19 protein-coding genes are annotated in these 16,476 nt (G+C 67.6%); 8 read left to right on the top strand and 11 right to left on the bottom strand.

Annotated elements, in window-relative coordinates; all coding sequences use genetic code 11:
* Positions 1-256 (top strand): DNA-3-methyladenine glycosylase (locus C5F48_RS11820; protein ID WP_181247693.1); only part of this gene is annotated, 256 nt, incomplete at its 5' end.
* A 210-nt stretch (positions 257-466) separates the two neighbouring features.
* Complete coding sequence (locus C5F48_RS11825) at positions 467-667, top strand: hypothetical protein (RefSeq protein WP_107664119.1); 201 nt, start codon at positions 467-469, stop codon at positions 665-667.
* 352 nt (positions 668-1,019) lie between these two features.
* Here C5F48_RS11825 and C5F48_RS11830 read toward each other — a convergent pair whose 3' ends face one another.
* From C5F48_RS11830 to C5F48_RS11840, 3 genes are read right to left on the bottom strand one after another with little or no spacing between them, the layout of a single operon-like run.
* Complete coding sequence (locus C5F48_RS11830) at positions 1,020-2,153, bottom strand: DUF3618 domain-containing protein (protein WP_107664120.1); 1,134 nt, start codon at positions 2,151-2,153, stop codon at positions 1,020-1,022.
* Positions 2,153-2,557 (bottom strand): phage holin family protein, encoded by a 405-nt coding sequence (locus C5F48_RS11835; protein WP_107664121.1) that lies wholly within the window; start codon positions 2,555-2,557, stop codon positions 2,153-2,155. Before C5F48_RS11835 ends, C5F48_RS11830 begins: the two co-directional genes overlap by 1 nt.
* Positions 2,544-3,416, bottom strand: coding sequence for a hypothetical protein (locus C5F48_RS11840; RefSeq protein ID WP_107664122.1), 873 nt, complete (start codon positions 3,414-3,416; stop codon positions 2,544-2,546). The genes C5F48_RS11835 and C5F48_RS11840 overlap by 14 nt, the downstream gene beginning before the upstream one ends.
* Positions 3,417-3,662: 246 nt before the next feature.
* On the opposite strand from C5F48_RS11840, the gene C5F48_RS11845 reads away from it, so the two are divergent.
* From C5F48_RS11845 to C5F48_RS11865, 5 genes are all read left to right on the top strand, one after another.
* Positions 3,663-4,160, top strand: a complete 498-nt coding sequence (locus C5F48_RS11845; protein WP_107664123.1) for a pyridoxamine 5'-phosphate oxidase family protein — start codon at positions 3,663-3,665, stop codon at positions 4,158-4,160.
* Positions 4,161-4,297: 137 nt separating this feature from the next.
* Complete coding sequence (locus C5F48_RS11850; protein WP_107664124.1) at positions 4,298-4,567, top strand: hypothetical protein; 270 nt, start codon at positions 4,298-4,300, stop codon at positions 4,565-4,567.
* Between the two features lie 192 nt (positions 4,568-4,759).
* Positions 4,760-5,179 carry a ribbon-helix-helix domain-containing protein gene (locus C5F48_RS11855; RefSeq protein ID WP_107664125.1) on the top strand — a complete coding sequence of 140 codons (420 nt, stop codon included), beginning with the start codon at positions 4,760-4,762 and terminating at the stop codon, positions 5,177-5,179.
* Positions 5,180-5,192: 13 nt separating this feature from the next.
* A complete protein-coding gene (locus tag C5F48_RS11860) occupies positions 5,193-6,248 on the top strand; it encodes an extracellular catalytic domain type 1 short-chain-length polyhydroxyalkanoate depolymerase (protein ID WP_107664126.1) in 1,056 nt (351 codons plus the stop codon).
* A 96-nt stretch (positions 6,249-6,344) separates the two neighbouring features.
* Positions 6,345-6,806, top strand: a complete 462-nt coding sequence (locus tag C5F48_RS11865) for a phosphate-starvation-inducible protein PsiE (protein WP_107664127.1) — start codon at positions 6,345-6,347, stop codon at positions 6,804-6,806.
* Positions 6,807-6,931: 125 nt separating this feature from the next.
* Here the strand turns inward: C5F48_RS11865 and C5F48_RS11870 are convergent, their stop codons facing one another.
* From C5F48_RS11870 to C5F48_RS11880, 3 genes are all read right to left on the bottom strand, one after another.
* Positions 6,932-8,200, bottom strand: coding sequence for a DUF4238 domain-containing protein (locus C5F48_RS11870; protein WP_107664128.1), 1,269 nt, complete (start codon positions 8,198-8,200; stop codon positions 6,932-6,934).
* Between the two features lie 134 nt (positions 8,201-8,334).
* A complete protein-coding gene (mtnA, locus tag C5F48_RS11875) occupies positions 8,335-9,420 on the bottom strand; it encodes an S-methyl-5-thioribose-1-phosphate isomerase (protein WP_107664129.1) in 1,086 nt (361 codons plus the stop codon).
* Between the two features lie 208 nt (positions 9,421-9,628).
* Positions 9,629-11,140, bottom strand: coding sequence for a UxaA family hydrolase (locus C5F48_RS11880; RefSeq protein WP_107664130.1), 1,512 nt, complete (start codon positions 11,138-11,140; stop codon positions 9,629-9,631).
* Positions 11,141-11,298: 158 nt separating this feature from the next.
* Here C5F48_RS11880 and C5F48_RS11885 point away from each other — a divergent pair, with 158 nt between their 5' ends.
* Positions 11,299-11,751 (top strand): RbsD/FucU family protein, encoded by a 453-nt coding sequence (locus tag C5F48_RS11885; RefSeq protein WP_107664131.1) that lies wholly within the window; start codon positions 11,299-11,301, stop codon positions 11,749-11,751.
* An 80-nt stretch (positions 11,752-11,831) separates the two neighbouring features.
* Here the strand turns inward: C5F48_RS11885 and C5F48_RS11890 are convergent, their stop codons facing one another.
* From C5F48_RS11890 to C5F48_RS11910, 5 genes are all read right to left on the bottom strand, one after another.
* The gene (locus C5F48_RS11890; RefSeq protein ID WP_107664132.1) at positions 11,832-12,275 is read right to left on the bottom strand and encodes a GAF domain-containing protein; all 444 of its coding nucleotides are present in this window, start codon (positions 12,273-12,275) and stop codon (positions 11,832-11,834) included.
* Position 12,276: 1 nt separating this feature from the next.
* On the bottom strand, positions 12,277-13,335 hold the full coding sequence (locus C5F48_RS11895; protein WP_107664133.1) for an ABC transporter ATP-binding protein: 1,059 nt from the start codon (positions 13,333-13,335) through the stop codon (positions 12,277-12,279).
* Positions 13,335-14,126 carry an ABC transporter permease gene (locus tag C5F48_RS11900; protein ID WP_107664134.1) on the bottom strand — a complete coding sequence of 264 codons (792 nt, stop codon included), beginning with the start codon at positions 14,124-14,126 and terminating at the stop codon, positions 13,335-13,337. Before C5F48_RS11900 ends, C5F48_RS11895 begins: the two co-directional genes overlap by 1 nt.
* Positions 14,123-15,001: an ABC transporter permease gene (locus C5F48_RS11905; protein WP_107664135.1), complete on the bottom strand. Its 879-nt coding sequence runs from the start codon at positions 14,999-15,001 to the stop codon at positions 14,123-14,125. Before C5F48_RS11905 ends, C5F48_RS11900 begins: the two co-directional genes overlap by 4 nt.
* 67 nt (positions 15,002-15,068) lie before the next feature.
* On the bottom strand, positions 15,069-16,172 hold the full coding sequence (locus C5F48_RS11910) for an ABC transporter substrate-binding protein (protein ID WP_107664136.1): 1,104 nt from the start codon (positions 16,170-16,172) through the stop codon (positions 15,069-15,071).
* Between the last annotated feature and the right edge of the window lie 304 nt (positions 16,173-16,476).

The following is a 16,476-nucleotide window of genomic DNA, read 5'->3' on the forward strand; positions in this document are numbered from 1 at the left end:
GGATCTGATGCGGCAGCGCCGCGGCCAGCAGGACCCGCGCCAGCTCTGCTCCGGCCCCGGCAAGCTGGGCCAGGCGCTGGCCATCGGCCCCTCGGATGACGGCGCAGCCTTCGACGGCGCGGACCTCCGGCTGGAACCCGATTCTCTGCCTCCATCGCAGCGCCTAGCCGGCCCCCGGATCGGCATCACCCGCGCCGTGGATCTGCCCTGGCGCTTCGGCGTCACCGGCTCCCCCTGGCTCAGCCGCCGGTTCTGACGGCGGCACCCTCCGCCGTCCGCGCGAAGGCGTCCGCCGCGCCAAGTATCGCCATCACCCGCGCCGTCGATCTACCCTCGCGCTCCGGCGTCGCAGGCTTCCCCCGGCCCGGAGGGTTCGACTGCGACATCGACACCGGGAACCTTCGGCCGCCGCCCGGACTTTTGTAACGAGGCGGCAGGACCGCCGAGCAACAAGCAGGAGTCGCAGATGACCCGGACCCTTGGCCCCAACGATCCCCCGCATCCCGAACCGAACCAGCCGGACCCCCAGCCGGACCCGATGCCCGATCCCATGCCCGATCCCGGCCCGGACCCCTATCCCGATCCGATGCCCGACCCGGACCCGATCCCCGCCGGCGACCCGCCGCTCCCCGACCCGGGCGAGCAGACGCCGCCGATCTATTCGTGATGTGAGAGGGCGGGGATTTCCCCGCCCTTTGTCTTTCTAGCAGAGGAGGGTGGGGTGAAACCCCACGCTGCGGCCACGTCGCAGCAGGGGCGTGGCTTTGTCGGCGGCGCTGATGGTGGGGTGAAACCCCACCCTACGGTGCCTTGCGTGGCGCGTCCGGCGCAAGCGGGGGAGCCGCACCTTGCCGGGGTGGAAGCGCGGCGGGGTGGAATCCCACCCTACAGAGGCGCGACGCGGTGCGGTGGCGCCGGGCAGGAGCGGAACCTCGCCCAATGGCATGTCGGAAGACACGAGCCCCGGGCATGCGAAGGGGCGGACAAGATGCCCGCCCCTCTGTCGTTTCAAAACCCGATCAGACCTTGGTCTTGCCGGCGTCCTGAGCCGCAAAGCCGGTCTTGGCGGCCTCGGGCTTGTCCGCGCCCGACTTGCCCATCTCCGACTTCCCGGCCTCGTCCTTCTCGCCGTGCAGCACCGGGTCGACCTGGTCCTTGGCCTCCTGCACCGCCGCGCCTGCGACGCGTTCCAGCTTGGCGGCGACGGTCTCGCCCTTCTCCGGCACCAGACCCTCGTCGCGCGCCGCATCAACGGCCGCGTCATAGGTGTGATGCGCCGCATCCATCGCCCGGTCGCGCAGACCGGCGGAGGCGGCGCGGGCCTCGTCCATCAGGTCGTCGCGGTACTGGCCCATCATCCGGTCCTCGGTCCGGGTGCGGGGCAGGGCGGCGCCGATTACCGCGCCGACCACAACCGCGACCGCGCCGATCAGCAAGGGCTGCTGTTCCAGAGTGGTCGAGACCTGGTCGCGCATGTGGCCCGCGCGGTCGGCCGCGGCATGGCGGAAGTCGCTCGCCCGGTGGCGCAGGTCGTCGGCCCGGTCGGCCGCCGCGTTGCGGAAGTCGCCGGCGCGGTGGCGCAGGCTGTCGCCGCGCGCGCCCATGTCCTCGCGCAGATGCGCCGCACGGTCATAGGCGCTGTCGCGCATCGAGCCCGAACGCTCGCCGATATCGTCGGCGTAATGCGAGGCGCGGTCGCGGGCGCCGCCGAGGGTGGAGGAGATCTTTTCCCCCGCCGCCGAGGCCGCATGGCCGACGCTCTCCGCCGCGCCAGAAACAGCGCCGACGACCTTGTCGATCACGCCGCGGCCCGAGCGCTCGTCACGCCAGTCGCGCGAGCCGCCGGAATAGGGCTCGTAGCTGCCCGAACGACCTGCGTAGCCGTCGTAACCGCTGCGGCGATCCTTGCCGGAGTTGCCCAGCACCAGCCAGGCGAGGCCGAGGCCGATCATGCCGAGCGCGACCGGGTTCTCGCGCACCTGCCGGCCGGCGGTGTGCAGCGCGGCGCGGGCGTCCTCGACGCCGATGAACTGGCCGACCTCATCGATCACCTGGTTTACCGACATGCGTTCCTTCAGCGCGTCCAGCGTGCTTTCAACGCTGGCGCGGCGGGCCTCGACTTCGCGTTCAAGATGGTCTGCGGTATCGCTCATCAGATTTGCTCCCGTGCAAGCCGTGCATCACGGCTGGTTTGTTCGATGGTGCGCTCGGGCACCAGATTGGCGGCGCTCAGGTCCTTCTTGCCGCGCAGGATCAGCATCGCGCCGATCAGGCCCAGCACGACGCCGACGATGACCGCGGCCCAGGCCGGCCCGACCCAATGGGCAAGGATCACGACCAGCGCCTGGACCAGCACCAGAAGGGCGACGAGCAGCAGGATGGCCCCCGCCGCGATCATCTCGGCGCCGACCGCCATGGTCTTGCCGGCCTCCATCATCTCGGCGCGGACCAGCTTGCCCTCGGTCCGCACCAGTCCGGTCAGGTCGCGGACCAGATCGCCGAGCAGATCGGCGATCGACCGGCCGCCGTTCGGGGTCTCCCGCTCAGGACGTTCCATCTTTGGCTCCCGAGGGGGTGAAGCCCGGCTTGGAGGGCGTGGCGCCGGAGGGCGTGGAGACCGGCGAGCTGGAGGCCGGGCCAGTCGAGGCGGGGCCGGTGGAGGCGGGACTGACCGGAGTTCCGCCAGCAGGCTTCACGCCGGACTGGGATGCACCCTGGCCATAGGAGGGGGCCGGGTTCGACCCCTGGCCCGCGCCGGTCGCCATGCCGGCGCCGCTTCCGGTGCCGGAGGGCAGATCCTCGTGGCGGCCCGAGCCATAGGAGGCGGTATCGCCCGGCGTGTGGCCCTTGGGGCCGCGCGCCATGACCGGCGGACGCTCGATCAGCTCCTCGTCCTCGTCCTCGTCCCAGTCGCGCGAGCCGCGCTTGCCCGAGCCGCTGGCGACGAAGAAGCGACCGGCGGCGAGGCCGGCCAGCAGCGCGCCGGCGACGAACAGCGCCGGGTTCTCACGGCCGTAGCGCGACAGGTTGCGGCCGATGTCCTCGGCGGACTGACCCTTCAGCCGGTCGGCCATGTCCTCGATGGTGTTCACGGCCTGATGCACCATGCGCGGCGCTGCGGGGGCGTCGTCGTTCTTGTCGAGATCGTCGGCAGCCTTGCGCATAGCATGCGCCACGCCTTCCAGACCCTCGCAGAACATGCCCTTGCGCTTGTCGATCTCGTCCATCATCAGGCTCTGCACGCTGCGGCCGGCCCGGGAGGCCTCGCCGCGCGCCTTGTCGGCGGCGCCGTGAAGCCGCTCGCGGGCATCATCCATTTCGCGGCGTGCCGCGTCTTTCGCCTGATCCGCGAGACCCGGACGCGATTGCGATCCGCTGGCGTCCGCCGCACCCGGCTTTGTCTTATCGGTCTGCATGCTCATCTCCTCGCGCAGTGATTGGGGGGTCTCGTCGACCCGTCTCGGCAGTAAAACAGGAGGCGACGGGAATTTGTTCCGCCGCCCTCCGGCGATTCGGCGGGGGAACCGCAGGGCCTCCGCCGCGTTGCGCGATCCCTCTGCGGTGCCGCCTGCGCGAGCGGCGGGAAGCGGGGAGGGGGCAGAGGGAACGAACGCCGCCGAGATCGGTTGAGGCCGGCAACCAAACCTCACGAGGAGCCACTCATGTCCGATACGGACCTCGCAAAAACCGATCCGAAGAAACTGCTCTGGAAAGAGCTGGAAGACACCCGCGCCGGGATGCTCGGCATCGTTGGCTCCGGCCAGCATTTCCAGCCGATGTCGCATCACGCCGACGAGGCTGGCCGCAAGCTCTGGTTCCTGACCAAGCGCAGCACCGACCTGTTCAAGGCCATCGGCCCCGGCAGCACCGCGCATTTCGTGCTGGTCGCCAAGGGGCAGGACTTCCATGCCTGCATGTCCGGCCCGATCACCGAAGAGATGGACCGCGCCAAGCTCGACGAGATGTGGAACCCGATCGTCGGCGCCTGGTTCGAGGGCAAAGAGGACCCGGACCTCACGATGATCGCCGTCACCCTGGACAGCGCCGCGCTCTGGGCCTCGACCTCCAGCACGGGCCGCTTCGCCTACGAGATCGCCAAGGCCAACATGACCGACAGCGATCCCGACGTCGGTGTGCACAACGTCGTCAGCTTCGCCTGACCCCCGGCCCCGGTCGGCGGCTTGCCGCCTGCCGGGGCCACGGCGCTTTGCCGCCACCGCCTTTCGTCCACGGAACTTCGCGCGGCGGCCGCGGTTCATCCGGATCACCTGCTCATGTCACCAAGGGAGAGACCGGAATGGAATTCCTGCTTGCGATCATCGTTTTCGGCGGTCTGCTCGCCATCTGCCTCTACGGCTATGGCGTCTCCAGCCGCAGCGCCGCCACGCTGAACACCACCGGCGGACGGCACACCGGCTACAGCGAGCCGCCGCCCTACCGCCCGGAGCCTGCCGCCCGCCCGGCGGAGTCGCCGTCCCACACCACCACCACCGGCAAGGATCACCCGATCCTGCAGGCCGAGGACAAGCCGCGCGCCGCGCGCGACAAGCCCGGCAAGCTGATGTAGCGACCGGCACCGCAAGCCCGTGACCCCGCTCCGGGCCCCGGCGCAGCCTTCGCAGGGAGGCTGCGTTTTCATTCCCGCCTTCGCGCCCGCAGAAAGACATGCTGCATCCGCAGCAAAAACCTGCCCGCACCCCTTGCCCCCGACGCATATCCAGCCATATACCATCCACATGGATGGCGAAGGGCTGGTGGAATGACAGGAAACGTGCAGGATCTCAGACCCCGCGGCGCCGACTCCGAGAAGATCACCATCAACCTCGGCTATGTCGACCTCGGCCGCATCGACCTCCTGGTGCAGGAGGGCTTCTACTCCAACCGGAGCGACCTGATCCGCACCGCCATCCGCGCCCAACTCGACCGCCACGGCGAGGCGGTGGAGAAATCCGTCGCCCGCCACCAGCTCGACCTCGGGCTGCGCAGCTATTCCCGCGCCGATCTCGAGGCGGTGCAGGCGGCGGGCGAGCAACTGCACATCCAGGTGCTCGGCCTCGCCATCATCGCCCGCGACGTCCCGCCCGACCTCGCCCGCGCCACCATCGCCAGCCTGCACGTGCTCGGCTCGCTGCAAGCCAGCCCCGAAGTCCGCGCAGCCCTCTCCGATCGCCTCCGCTGAAAAGGACGACCCCATGAACCCGAAACTGGCGGAAGCCACCCGCCTGACCCGAGAGGGCCGTCTCTCCGAAGCCATGGCGCTGATCCGCGACACCGTCTCCGGCGCGCCCGCAGCCCCGCACATCGACCCCGACGTGATCGACCTCGCCCCGCCCGGCGCGCCCTCGCAGCCCTGGTCGCTGCGCCCCGCCGCGAAACCCCGCCCCAAGGCGAAACCGCGCGCCCCCGAAACCCCCGGCCGCTTCACCAGCCACAGCTTCAGCGCCCCGCAGGGCCGGCGCAGCTACAAGCTCTACGTGCCGCAGGGCCATGACGGCCCGCTGCCGCTCGTCGTCATGCTGCACGGCTGCACCCAGACCCCCGACGATTTCGCCGCCGGCACCCGCATGAACGCGCTGGCCGAGGAGATCGGCTTCGTCGCCGTCTGGCCCGAGCAGCCGCAGAGCGCCAACATGCAGCGCTGCTGGAACTGGTTCAACACCGGCGACCAGCAGCGCGGGCAGGGCGAGCCCGCCCTCATCGCCGGCATCACCCGCGAGGTCATGGCCGCCCACAACATCGACCCCGCCCGGGTCTATGTCGCCGGCCTTTCCGCCGGCGGCGCCGCGGCGGCGATCATGGGTGCCTGCTACCCCGAGCTCTACGCCGCCATCGGCGTGCACTCCGGCCTCGCCCAGGGCGCGGCGACCTCGGTCGCCTCCGCCTTCCAGGCCATGCGCCAGGGCGGCAGCGGCGGCCCGGCCCAGGCGATGCCCGCGATCGTCTTCCACGGCGACCGCGACGCCACCGTCAGCCCGGTGAACGGCGCCCAGGTGCTGGCCCAGTTCACCCCGCCCGCCGACCCGACCCTCAAACCGAGGACCGAGACCGGCGCCTCGCCCGGCGGCATGGGCTTCACCCGCATCGTCCACGAGGACGCCAAGGGCCAGCCGCGCGCCGAGCACTGGCTGCTGCACGGCGCCGGCCACGCCTGGTCCGGCGGCAGCCCGGCCGGCAGCTACACCGCCCCCGAGGGGCCCGACGCCAGCCGCGAGATGCTGCGCTTCTTCCTCGCGCAACCCGCCGCCTGACCGGCCCCCCACCCGCAGGGCGCGCGACCCCGTTGCCGCGCGCCCCCGCCGCCGCTACCCTTCACCCCGTTGCTGTCCCAGTGCCGGAGTGTTCCCATGCCTTCCTTGCCGCCGTCCCCCGACCCGCATTCCCTGCCGCCCGGCGCCGCCCCGCAGCCCGCCGATCCCGGCGAGGGCGCCCGCACCGAGCCGCCGCCCCGCACCCTCGTGGTCCGCGCCCTGAGCGCCGTCGAGCACGCCCTCCTGATCTTCGTCGCCCTGATGACCCTCGCCGCCACGGGTATGGAGATCGCCTCTCTCATCGAGCGCCGCACCGTCGGCCTCGGAGACATTCTCCTGATGTTCCTCTACACCGAGGTCATCGCCATGGTCGCCGTCTTCTACACCGGCACGGGCCTGCCCTTCGTCTTCCCGATCTTCATCGCCATCACGGCCCTGGCCCGGCTGATCGTGCTGCAGGGCAAGGACATGGACCCGCAGAACATCGTGCTGGAGGCCTCGGCCATCCTGCTGCTCTCGATCGCGGCGGTGGTGCTGATGCGGGGGACGAGGGGGTAGGGAAACGCCGGTGCACGATGCTGCGGGGGTTTTTGCTATCCAGTCAAACTTCGCTCCTTTTCTAGGTGGACGTTTCTGGACTGCTTCGCACTGGGAAACTCAGGGTTGATCCTCATAAACTGATTTCAACGTCTAAGTTTTCTACGGCGTGCTTGCTCACCCGGCAGTTTAATGTAATGAGCGTCTCGCTCGCACTCTTCGCGATGCCACTCCTCACCCATGCTCCGTCTGACACCATCTCTGTGAGAGACAACATCATAAAGTACGCCCCGGTAATCTGGGCCATATGTCGCCGCCCATTCGGTTTTAAACTTTTGCATTGCAGCCCATTCGCGTTCTTGTCGTGCACCGTCTTCGTATCCCCCTTCCCACGGTCTATGCCCATATTCACTCCAGCTCTCACTCCGCCCGCCTTTATAGCCGACGAACATTTTGCCGCCGCCGTGAATGTGACGGGGATCTGGCATAAGTAGGTACCCATCGCCGAGTTTTCGCCAGTTTTTTGAACGAAGATATTTTTCGGGAAACAGCCATTCTCTTTTGGCTGCAGCAACGTAGCGCAGTGCGCGCATCTTGGTTATGTAGTTAATTTCGATAACTTCTTCTTCTGTAAGGTGCCGCTCATGTTGAATGTCGGTAATCTTGAATAATGCTGCGGATCTCATGAATCTAGGATTAGGGCGCAGCGTCATGGGGTTTTGATATGGATCTCGAGCCCAGTTTAAGTTCGTCAGAATCAGGACTTTATCAGACGAAAGAGGAAAATATGTATGGGTCGCAGCAAAGCGGATATCGGGGTCGTTTTCGCCAATGCACCAACGAGAGCCGGGAAAGCACTCGCGGTTGTAAGTTACAACCGGATGGTCTGATATTATAAACTTAGTTGCCGAGTGAGTTGCGTCGGCTATTTGCCAGACAGCTTCGCCCCAGATGGCGCAAAACAAGTTTTGCAACCTTTGAAGTTGCGTAAGGGTACTGTTCCTATCGCGAGTTTTGAAAGTTTTTCGTAGCCATGCGAGACCCTTTGGCGTTCGCAGTTTCTGTACACTCATATACGGGAGCAGAGTTGTGAGTGCTTCCCCTGCGTCAGAGTTAAATTGAAAGTTGGCGAAGTGCTTTACAGCTTTCGGGCCAGTAGTGTCAAAATGGCCAAAAAAGAACTTTTCAATGTCACGATTTTCGACGTGACCCCACCTCGTCGTGTAAAGATCATCCTGCGCGAAGCATTGTTTCGGGCCCCAGAAATGTAGGTTCTTGCGAAGAAAGCTGTGCCCGTTGCTAGTTCTTCTGTCCGGCTTTAGATCCAGGTAGTGGTGACGTGTTGTCCCAGCAGGGAGGAACTGTTTCTGATACCACTCTGGAACATAGTGATTGTGTCGATACCCTGTGCTCATGAACGTCTGCTGCTTTGCTGCGTGGGGTTAAGTGACAGTCAAACGTCACCTGCTTCATTGGTTTACGGAACATTAACAGATTCTGAATAAAGTATTCATAATCAGCCACTTAGCCTCATTTTCACGCGTGAAAATCACACCCCCGCCTCGGGAAACATCGCCCGCATCGCCCCCGGCTCGGCGGCGCAGACCCCCCGTTCGGTGATCAGCCCCGTCACCAGCGAAGCCGGGGTCACGTCGAAAGCCGGGTTCCGCGCCGGTGTCCCGTCCGGCGAGATCTGGACCGAGATCACCCGCCCAGACCCGTCCTTGCCCTGGACATGCGTCACCTCCGCCCCCGACCGCTCCTCGATCGGGATCTCGGCCAGCCCGTCCCGCACCGTCCAGTCGATGGTGGGCGAGGGCAGCGCCACATAGAACGGCACCCCGTTCGCCTTGGCCGCCAGCGCCTTCAGATAGGTGCCGATCTTGTTGCAGACGTCGCCATTCGCCGTGGTCCGGTCCGTCCCGACGATCACCAGATCCACCTCGCCATGCTGCATCAGATGCCCGCCCGCGTTGTCCACGATCAGCTCGTGGCTCACCCCGTGCGAGGCCATCTCCCAGGCCGTGAGCAGCGCCCCCTGATTGCGCGGCCGGGTCTCGTCGACGAAGACATGCACCCCGATCCCGGCCTCGATGGCGTGATAGATCGGCGAGGTCGCCGTCCCCCAATCCACCGTGGCAAGCCAGCCGGCGTTGCAATGGGTCAGGATATTGACCGGCCCCGCCTTCCGCGCCGCGATCCCGCGGATCACCTCCAGCCCCGCCACCCCGATCCGCCGGTTGATCTCCACATCCTCGTCGCAGATCGCCGCCGCCCGCGCCGCCGCCGCCGCCGCCCGCTCGGCCGGGGGGAGCGGCGCCAGCACCCGCCGCATCTCGTCGAGCGCCCATCTCAGGTTGATCGCCGTCGGCCGCGTCGCGTGCAGCACCTCCCAGGTCTCCGCCAGCGAGGCATCCGACGGGTCCGCCGCCATTTGCACCGCCACCCCCCAGGCCGCCGTCGCCCCGATCAGCGGCGCCCCCCGCACCCACATGTCCCGGATCGCCGTGGCGAACTCCCCCCGCTCCGCCAAGGAGACGATGCGGAACTCATGCGGCAGCCAGCGCTGATCGATGATCCGCACCTCGCCCTCCTCGACCCAGATCGAGCGGTAGGGAATGTCGTTGATCTTCATCGGGGTCGTCCTCCGGCCAAGCTGCACAGCCGCCAGAAGGCCCGCCCGCCCCGCGCCCGTCAAGGCCCCGCCGCCGCGACCATGCGCCCCTGCGGCTTCTTCTTGGCCCAAATACTCATGCGACGCCGAACCCCGGCGCGGCGCCGAAGGTCCCGTCGCGGCAGCGCCGCCCGAGGGGGCTCGATGCCCCCGAGGGCGGCTCTCCCGGCTACATCACCGCGCCCATCTGCCAGGGCACGAACTCCGCCCCGCCGAAGCCCAGCTCCTCCGACTTGGTCGCCTCGCCGGACGCCACGCGCAGGAACAGCTCGAAGATCTCCCGCCCCTTCGCCTCCAGCGTCACCCCCTCGGTGACGATATCGCCGCAGTTGATGTCCATGTCCTCCGCCAGCCGCTCATACATCTCGGAATTCGTGGCCAGCTTGATGCAGGGCGTCGGCTTGTAGCCGGAGACCGAGCCGCGCCCGGTGGTGAAGGCGATCAGGTTCGCGCCCGAGGCGATCTGGCCGGTGACCGAGCAGGGGTCGTAGCCGGGGCTGTCCATGAAGACGAAGCCCTTCTCGGTGATCGGCTCGGCGAATTTGTAGACCTGGGTCAGCGGCGCCGAGCCGCCCTTGGCCACGGCTCCCAGCGACTTTTCCAGGATGGTGGTCAGCCCGCCGCGCTTGTTGCCGGGCGAGGGGTTGTTGTCCATCTCGCCGCCGTTGCGGGCGGTGTAGTCTTCCCACCAGCGGATCCGGTCGAGGATCTTCTGCCCGACCTCCTGCGTCACCGCGCGGCGGGTCAGCAGGTGCTCGGCCCCGTAGATCTCGGAGGTCTCCGACAGGATGGTGGTGCCGCCATGCGCGACCAGCAGGTCGGAGGCGACGCCGAGCGCCGGGTTGGCGGTGATCCCGGAATAGCCGTCCGAGCCGCCGCATTGCATGCCGACGGTCAGATGCTCCAGCCCGGCGGGCTGGCGGGTGGCGCGGTTGGCGACCTCGGCCATCTCGCGCAGCACCTCGAGCCCGCGCTCGATGGTCTTGCGGGTGCCGCCGGTCTGCTGGATCGTCATGTAGCGGAAATTGCCGTCGGCCCGCATCCGCCCGGCGCCGATCAGGTCGGGGATCTGCATCACCTCGCAGCCGAGCCCGACCAGAAGGATGCCGCCGAAATTCGGGTTGCGGGCATAGCCCTGCAGGGTGCGGAACAGCGTGTCATAGCCCTCGTCCTTGCCGGACATGCCGCAGCCGGTGCCATGCACGATGGGCATGATGCCGTCGACATTCGGGAAGGCGTCGAGCCAGCCGGGCTTCTCCGCCGCCTCGGCGATGAAGCGGGCGACCGAGCCGGAGCAGTTCACCGAGGTGAGGATGCCGAGATAGTTGCGGGTGCCGACCGAGCCACCGGCGCGGTGGTAGCCCATGAAGCTGCGCGGGCGCTCAGGGGCGGGCAGGGGGCGGACGGCGCTGGCGAAGGCGTGGTCCTGGTCATGCGCCCCCATGCCGAGATTGTGGCTGTGCACATGCGCCCCGGCGGCGATCGCCTCGGTGGCGACGCCGATGATCTGGCCATAGCGCAGCACGGTGTCGCCGGCGGCCAGCGGCCTCGCCGCGATCTTGTGGCCGCGCGGGATGGCGCTGGCGGTGAAAAAACCCTCCAGCGGGGCGCCGGCGGGCAGGTCCTTCAGCGCGATCAGGACAGTGTCGTCGGGGTGCAGGCGGAGCGCATCGGCTGTCATGGCGGGGACCGGGATCTGGGGAAATGCTGATATGGTAATATGCCAGATGGTCCCATGCCGCAACGGGCTTGGGTCCGGCGGGGCCCGCCCGCCGGTGGATCTGGCGCGGCGGGCGTGGATGGTGCATTGCTTCGGGCATGGTCCTTGAGGAGGGGAAGATGCTGAAAGGTCTGGATCCGCGGCTGAACGCGGAGGTGCTCTATGCGCTCAGGGCGATGGGGCATGGCGATGTGCTGGTGATCGCCGACACCAATTTTCCGGCGGACGCCATCGCCCGGCAGACCGCCTTCGGCGAGCTGTTGCGGATGGACAACCTGACCGCCGCCGAGGCGGTGGAGGCGGTGCTCTCGGTGCTGCCGCTCGACACTTTCGTCGAGGATTTCGCCGGGCGGATGGAAGTCGTCGGCGCGGCGGAGGAGCGGCCGGCGGTGCAGATCGAGGTGCAGGCGAAGATCGACGCGGCCGAGGGGCGGGCGCGGGAGATGGTGGCGGTGGAGCGCTTCGCCTTCTACGAGCAGGCGAAGGCGGCCTATGCGGTGATCCAGACCGGGGAGCGGCGGTTCTACGGCTGCTTCCTGCTGCGCAAGGGGGTCATCCCGCCTGAGGCCTGACGGGCGCGCCGGGGGCTTCTGGCGGAGCCTCGGGCGGGATATTTGGGCCAGGATGAAGCCGCGGTTCCGCTTCGGGCGGCTCAGGCCAGCGGGGAGGCGGCGATGGCGCGGAGCAGGGCGGGGGTGGCTTCGTCCACCAGCGCCTCGTAGGCGGCGGCTTTTTCGGAGGTGAAGTGGTTGGCGTCGGAAAGCAGGTTCACCGTGCCGACCACCGCGCCATCGCCGCGCTTCACCGGGATGTTCATCGCCGAATGGCAGCCGAGCGCGTTGATCAGCTCGTGATCCGGGAAATAGGGCGCGAAGGCGGCGGTGGTGTTGGCGACGAAGCTCCGGCCCTCGCCGATCACCAGCCGGCTCCAGTCGTCCTCGACCATCGGCTTGGTGCCGGAGGTCGGGTAGTCGATCGGATGCGAGGTGTAGGCGCGGCGGAAGAGATGCGCCTCGGGGTCGTGGACGGTGACGGTGAAGAGTTTCGTGCCCAGAGCCGCGGCGGCGGCGTGCAGATCGGCGAAGGCGTCGGCCATGTCAGTACTCCAATACGATCACGTCGCGGGCGGAGAAGCTGACTTCGGCAGCGTCGCCGACCTGCGGCGGCGGAGTGTCCGCCCGGTTGAAGGTATCGAGAGCCACGTTGGTTCCGGCAGCCTCCACCTCGATGCGGATCACCGAGCCGTGGAAGTTCACCGCGCGGATCACGGCGGGCAGCGTCACCTCGCGGCCGATGGCGCGGCCGAGATGCAGGGCTTCGGGACGGAAGGCGAGACCGATGCGGTCGCCCTTGGCGGGCTCGACCGCCGCCGGAAGCTGCACCGGGGTGCCGCCGACCGAGACCCGGCCCGCCGCCGCATCGGTCACGTCGGCGCTGAAGGTGTTCAGCGTGCCGACGAAATTGGCGACGAACTTGGTGGTGGGCTTGTTGTAGATGTCGAAGGGGGTGCCGACCTGTTCGGCGATGCCGCCGTTCATCACCACGATGCGGTCCGACATCGATAGCGCCTCTTCCTGATCGTGGGTCACGAAGATGGTGGTGATGCCGAGCCGCTGCTGGATCTCGCGGATCTGGCTGCGCAGGCTGACGCGGATCTTGGCGTCGAGCGCCGAGAGCGGCTCGTCGAGCAGGAGCACGCGCGGGCGCACGGCGAGGGCGCGGGCGAGGGCCACGCGCTGCTGCTGGCCGCCCGACATCTGGAACGGGTAGCGGTCGCCCAGATCGGGCAGGCCGATCAGCGAGAGCATCTCACGCACCCGGTCGGCGGTCTCGGCCTTGCCGACGCCCGCGACCTTGAGCCCGAAGGCCACGTTCTGCGAGACGGTCAGGTTGGGGAACAGCGCATAGGCCTGGAACACCATGCCGATCTTGCGTGCATTGGGGCCGAGCCGGACCACGTCCTTGCCCTCGATGTGGATCGACCCTGTATCCGGCGTCTCGAAGCCCGCCACCATGCGCAGCACCGTGGTCTTGCCGCAGCCCGAGGGGCCGAGCAGCGAGACGAATTCGCCCTTCTCGACGCTGAGGTTGAAGTCCTTCACCACGCGCAGCGGGCCGAAGGATTTCTCCAGATGGGATATTTCGAGAAAGGACATCAGCGCGGCGCCTTCGTATAGGTGGTGAAGCGGTTGGCGAGCTGGATCAGCCCCATGCAGCCCCAGGTGATGATGAAGGTGATGACCGACAGCGCGAAGGGCTCGTAGGGCTTGTTGGCGCCGATGCGCTGCAGGTAGGGACCGAAGGCGGGGCGGTCGAGCAGCGCCGCGAGGGTGAACTCGCCGATGACGATGGCGAAGGTCAGGAAGGCGCCCGACAGCACCGCGACCAGCACGTTGGGCAGGATGATCCGGCCGAGGATGGTCGTCCAGCCCGCGCCGAGGCTCTGCGCGGCCTCGGTCAGGGTGGCGACGTCGATCGTGCGCAGGCCGGTGTCGATGGCGCGGTACATGTAGGGCAGGGCGAGGGTGGTGTAGCCCGCCGCCAGGAGGAAGTTGGTGCCCATGATCGTGCCGGTCAGCGGCAGCCAGCTCGAGGTGTTGTAGAGCCGGATGTAGCCGAAGACGATGACGATGGCCGGGATCACCAGCGGCAGGAGGGTGATGAACTCGACATAGGGCCGGGCCGCGGGCAGGCGCAGCCGGACCCAGAAGGCGGTGGGCAGCACGAGGAAAACGCCGAGGGCGATGGTCACCAGCGCCATGCTGACGGAATAGAGGAAGGTCTGCTGGAATTCGGGATCGGCGATCACCTTGGCATAGGCGTCGAGCGAATAGACCCCGCGCCGGGCGCGCAGCGAGAATTCGGTGAGGCCGAGCAGCGGCAGGGCGAAATAGCCCAGACCGAAGAGCAGGGCGAACCAGCCGGTGAGACGGGTCCAGAGGCTCATTTCAGCCACCTTTCCGACCGCGCGCGCAGCCAGATGTAGAGGACATTGGCGGCGGCGGTGACCACGATCATGCCGAAGGCCATGGCGTAGCCGAGGTGCGGGTTGCCCAGCACGTCGCCGCGGATCTGCGCATAGAGCTGGATCGGCACGATGTTGAGCGCCGAGCCGGTGAGGGCGATGGCGGTGGCGACCGCGCCGAAGGCATTGGCGAAGAGAAGCGCCAGCGTGCCCAGCAGCGAGGGGAAGAGGATCGGGAAGGCGACCATGCGCCAGTACTGGAAGCCGCTGGCCCCGAGGATCGAGGCGGCCTCGCGCCACTCGCGCTTCAGCCCTTCCAGCGCCGGGGCGATGATCAGGATCATCAGCGGGATCTGGAAGAAGAGATAGGTGATGGTCAGGCCCCAGAAGGACAGGAGGTTGAAGCCGAGGTCGCGCTGCAGCACGATCCCGAATTCGCTGCGCAGCCACAGCGTCACCAGACCGGCCGGGCCGAGCGTGGCGAGGAAGGCGAAGGCCAGCGGCACGCCGGCGAAATTCGAGGCGACGCCGGAGAAGGTGAGGAGCGGCGCGCGGATCCATTTCGGCACCGCGCCGAAGGTCACGGCGGCGGCCATGCCGAAGCCGATCAGGCAGCCCAGCACCGCCGAGGCGAAGCTGATCTTGATCGAGATCCAGTAGGAGGAGGGGATGGTGCCGGTGTTCAGGTCGCGGATGTTCTGCAGCGTGAAGCTGCCGTCGCGGGTCTGGAAGGCGCCGATGACGATATGCATCGTCGGCAGGATCAGGAACAGCAGCGAGAACAGCAGGAAGGGCAGCAGCCCGAGCCAGTTCATCGGCAGGCGCCATCGTTTCCGGCCGGGCTGGTGCGCGGGCATGGGGTCGGTCCTCGGAGGAAAGACAGCCGCCCCGGCGGGGGCCGGGGCGGCTGCGGATCAGGTCAGGTCACTGGACGTTGGCGCCGACGACCGAGTCCCAGCCGGCGGTGACGGCGGCCTTGTTGGCGTCGACCTCTTCCAGCGTCGGGAAGTAGGCAGCCTCGTAGGAGGCGGCCGGCGGCAGCGCGTCGATCAGCTCCTGCGGCACCTTGCCGTCGGCGACCATGGCGTTGAAGCGGGCCGGGTGGCAGTAGCCCTTCAGCCAGAGGTTCTGGCCCTCGTCCGAATACAGGTATTCCATCCACAGCTTCGCCGCGTTCGGGTGCGGCGCGTAGGCCGAGATGCCCTGGACGTAGACGCCGGCCATGACGCCGGTTTTCGGCACCACGATCTCGACCGGCGGGTTTTCGGCCAGCTCGTCTTCCCAGGCGAGGGCGTTGTAGTCCCAGGCCACGACGATCGGGGTCGCGCCCTGCGCCAGCGTGCCGGCCTTGCCGATGACCGGAACGAAGTTGCCGGCCTTGTTCATCTCGGCGAAGTAGTCGAGCCCGGCCTTGCCGGCGGCCTCGCCAGCTTCTGCGCCGGTGCTGAGACCGGCCGCCAGGACACCGAGGATCGCCTGGTTCGAGGCGCGCGGGTCACCGGCGAGCGCCACCTGGGCGGCGTATTCCGGCTTCAGGAGGTCGGCCCAGTCGGTCGGGGTGTTTTCGACCAGATCCTTGTTCACGATGAAGGACATGACGCCGTAGTAGTCGCCGTACCAGTAGCCTTCCTCGTCCTTGATCTCGGCCGGGATCTCGTCCCAGGTCGAGACCTTGTAGGGCTGCAGCAGGCCTTCTTCCTTCATCGCCGGGCCGTAAGCCAGACCCACGTCGACCACGTCGGGCGCCTGCGGGCCGGTGTTGCCCTTGTTGGCCTTCACGGCCTCGACCTCGTCAGCCGAGCCCGCGTCGGGGTTCAGCTCGTTCACGGTGATCTCGGGGTACTTCGCCTTGAAGCCGGCGATGACCTCGCCGTAGCCGCACCAGCTGTGCGGCAGGGCGATGGTGGTCAGCATGCCTTCGGCCTTCGCCGCGGCCACCAGCTCGTCCATGCTCTGGGCCGAGGCCGCGACGCCGCTCAGCATCGACAGGATGCTGACCGACGCGACCAGTCCGTATTTCACACTCATGATAGTCTCCCGGTTTGGATAACAGTGGATGCCGTTCTGTCCGCGCCGATCGTGGCTGACCTGCCGGGGTGCGGCGTTTGTAACAGTCAGGTAACGGGCTGGCGCGGATTCTTGCAAGCTGTCTAGTAGGTTCGTGTAACAAATTTTTCACAGAAAAACCGGGCTGTAACGAATGGGTCTTGAGGCCGGGCGGGCAAAAGGCGATTTTGCCTTCTGATCGGTTTTGCACCGGATCGCCGCAGGATCGGGCGCGAACGAACACGAAGCGCACAGGGAAAAAGCAAGGGATCGTCGCGGCTTGTGG

Source organism: Cereibacter changlensis JA139 (assembly GCF_003034985.1).
GTDB lineage: Bacteria > Pseudomonadota > Alphaproteobacteria > Rhodobacterales > Rhodobacteraceae > Cereibacter > Cereibacter changlensis.

What these genes read in the sequence shown, in the direction of transcription:
- C5F48_RS11825 (WP_107664119.1), top strand. Translation starts at nt 467, where the DNA reads ATGACCCGGACCCTTGGCCCCAACGATCCCCCGCATCCCGAACCGAAC.
- C5F48_RS11830 (WP_107664120.1), bottom strand. Translation starts at nt 2,153, where the DNA reads ATGAGCGATACCGCAGACCATCTTGAACGCGAAGTCGAGGCCCGCCGC.
- C5F48_RS11835 (WP_107664121.1), bottom strand. Translation starts at nt 2,557, where the DNA reads ATGGAACGTCCTGAGCGGGAGACCCCGAACGGCGGCCGGTCGATCGCC.
- C5F48_RS11840 (WP_107664122.1), bottom strand. Translation starts at nt 3,416, where the DNA reads ATGCAGACCGATAAGACAAAGCCGGGTGCGGCGGACGCCAGCGGATCG.
- C5F48_RS11845 (WP_107664123.1), top strand. Translation starts at nt 3,663, where the DNA reads ATGTCCGATACGGACCTCGCAAAAACCGATCCGAAGAAACTGCTCTGG.
- C5F48_RS11850 (WP_107664124.1), top strand. Translation starts at nt 4,298, where the DNA reads ATGGAATTCCTGCTTGCGATCATCGTTTTCGGCGGTCTGCTCGCCATC.
- C5F48_RS11855 (WP_107664125.1), top strand. Translation starts at nt 4,760, where the DNA reads ATGACAGGAAACGTGCAGGATCTCAGACCCCGCGGCGCCGACTCCGAG.
- C5F48_RS11860 (WP_107664126.1), top strand. Translation starts at nt 5,193, where the DNA reads ATGAACCCGAAACTGGCGGAAGCCACCCGCCTGACCCGAGAGGGCCGT.
- C5F48_RS11865 (WP_107664127.1), top strand. Translation starts at nt 6,345, where the DNA reads ATGCCTTCCTTGCCGCCGTCCCCCGACCCGCATTCCCTGCCGCCCGGC.
- C5F48_RS11870 (WP_107664128.1), bottom strand. Translation starts at nt 8,200, where the DNA reads ATGAGCACAGGGTATCGACACAATCACTATGTTCCAGAGTGGTATCAG.
- mtnA (WP_107664129.1), bottom strand. Translation starts at nt 9,420, where the DNA reads ATGAAGATCAACGACATTCCCTACCGCTCGATCTGGGTCGAGGAGGGC.
- C5F48_RS11880 (WP_107664130.1), bottom strand. Translation starts at nt 11,140, where the DNA reads ATGACAGCCGATGCGCTCCGCCTGCACCCCGACGACACTGTCCTGATC.
- C5F48_RS11885 (WP_107664131.1), top strand. Translation starts at nt 11,299, where the DNA reads ATGCTGAAAGGTCTGGATCCGCGGCTGAACGCGGAGGTGCTCTATGCG.
- C5F48_RS11890 (WP_107664132.1), bottom strand. Translation starts at nt 12,275, where the DNA reads ATGGCCGACGCCTTCGCCGATCTGCACGCCGCCGCCGCGGCTCTGGGC.
- C5F48_RS11895 (WP_107664133.1), bottom strand. Translation starts at nt 13,335, where the DNA reads ATGTCCTTTCTCGAAATATCCCATCTGGAGAAATCCTTCGGCCCGCTG.
- C5F48_RS11900 (WP_107664134.1), bottom strand. Translation starts at nt 14,126, where the DNA reads ATGAGCCTCTGGACCCGTCTCACCGGCTGGTTCGCCCTGCTCTTCGGT.
- C5F48_RS11905 (WP_107664135.1), bottom strand. Translation starts at nt 15,001, where the DNA reads ATGCCCGCGCACCAGCCCGGCCGGAAACGATGGCGCCTGCCGATGAAC.
- C5F48_RS11910 (WP_107664136.1), bottom strand. Translation starts at nt 16,172, where the DNA reads ATGAGTGTGAAATACGGACTGGTCGCGTCGGTCAGCATCCTGTCGATG.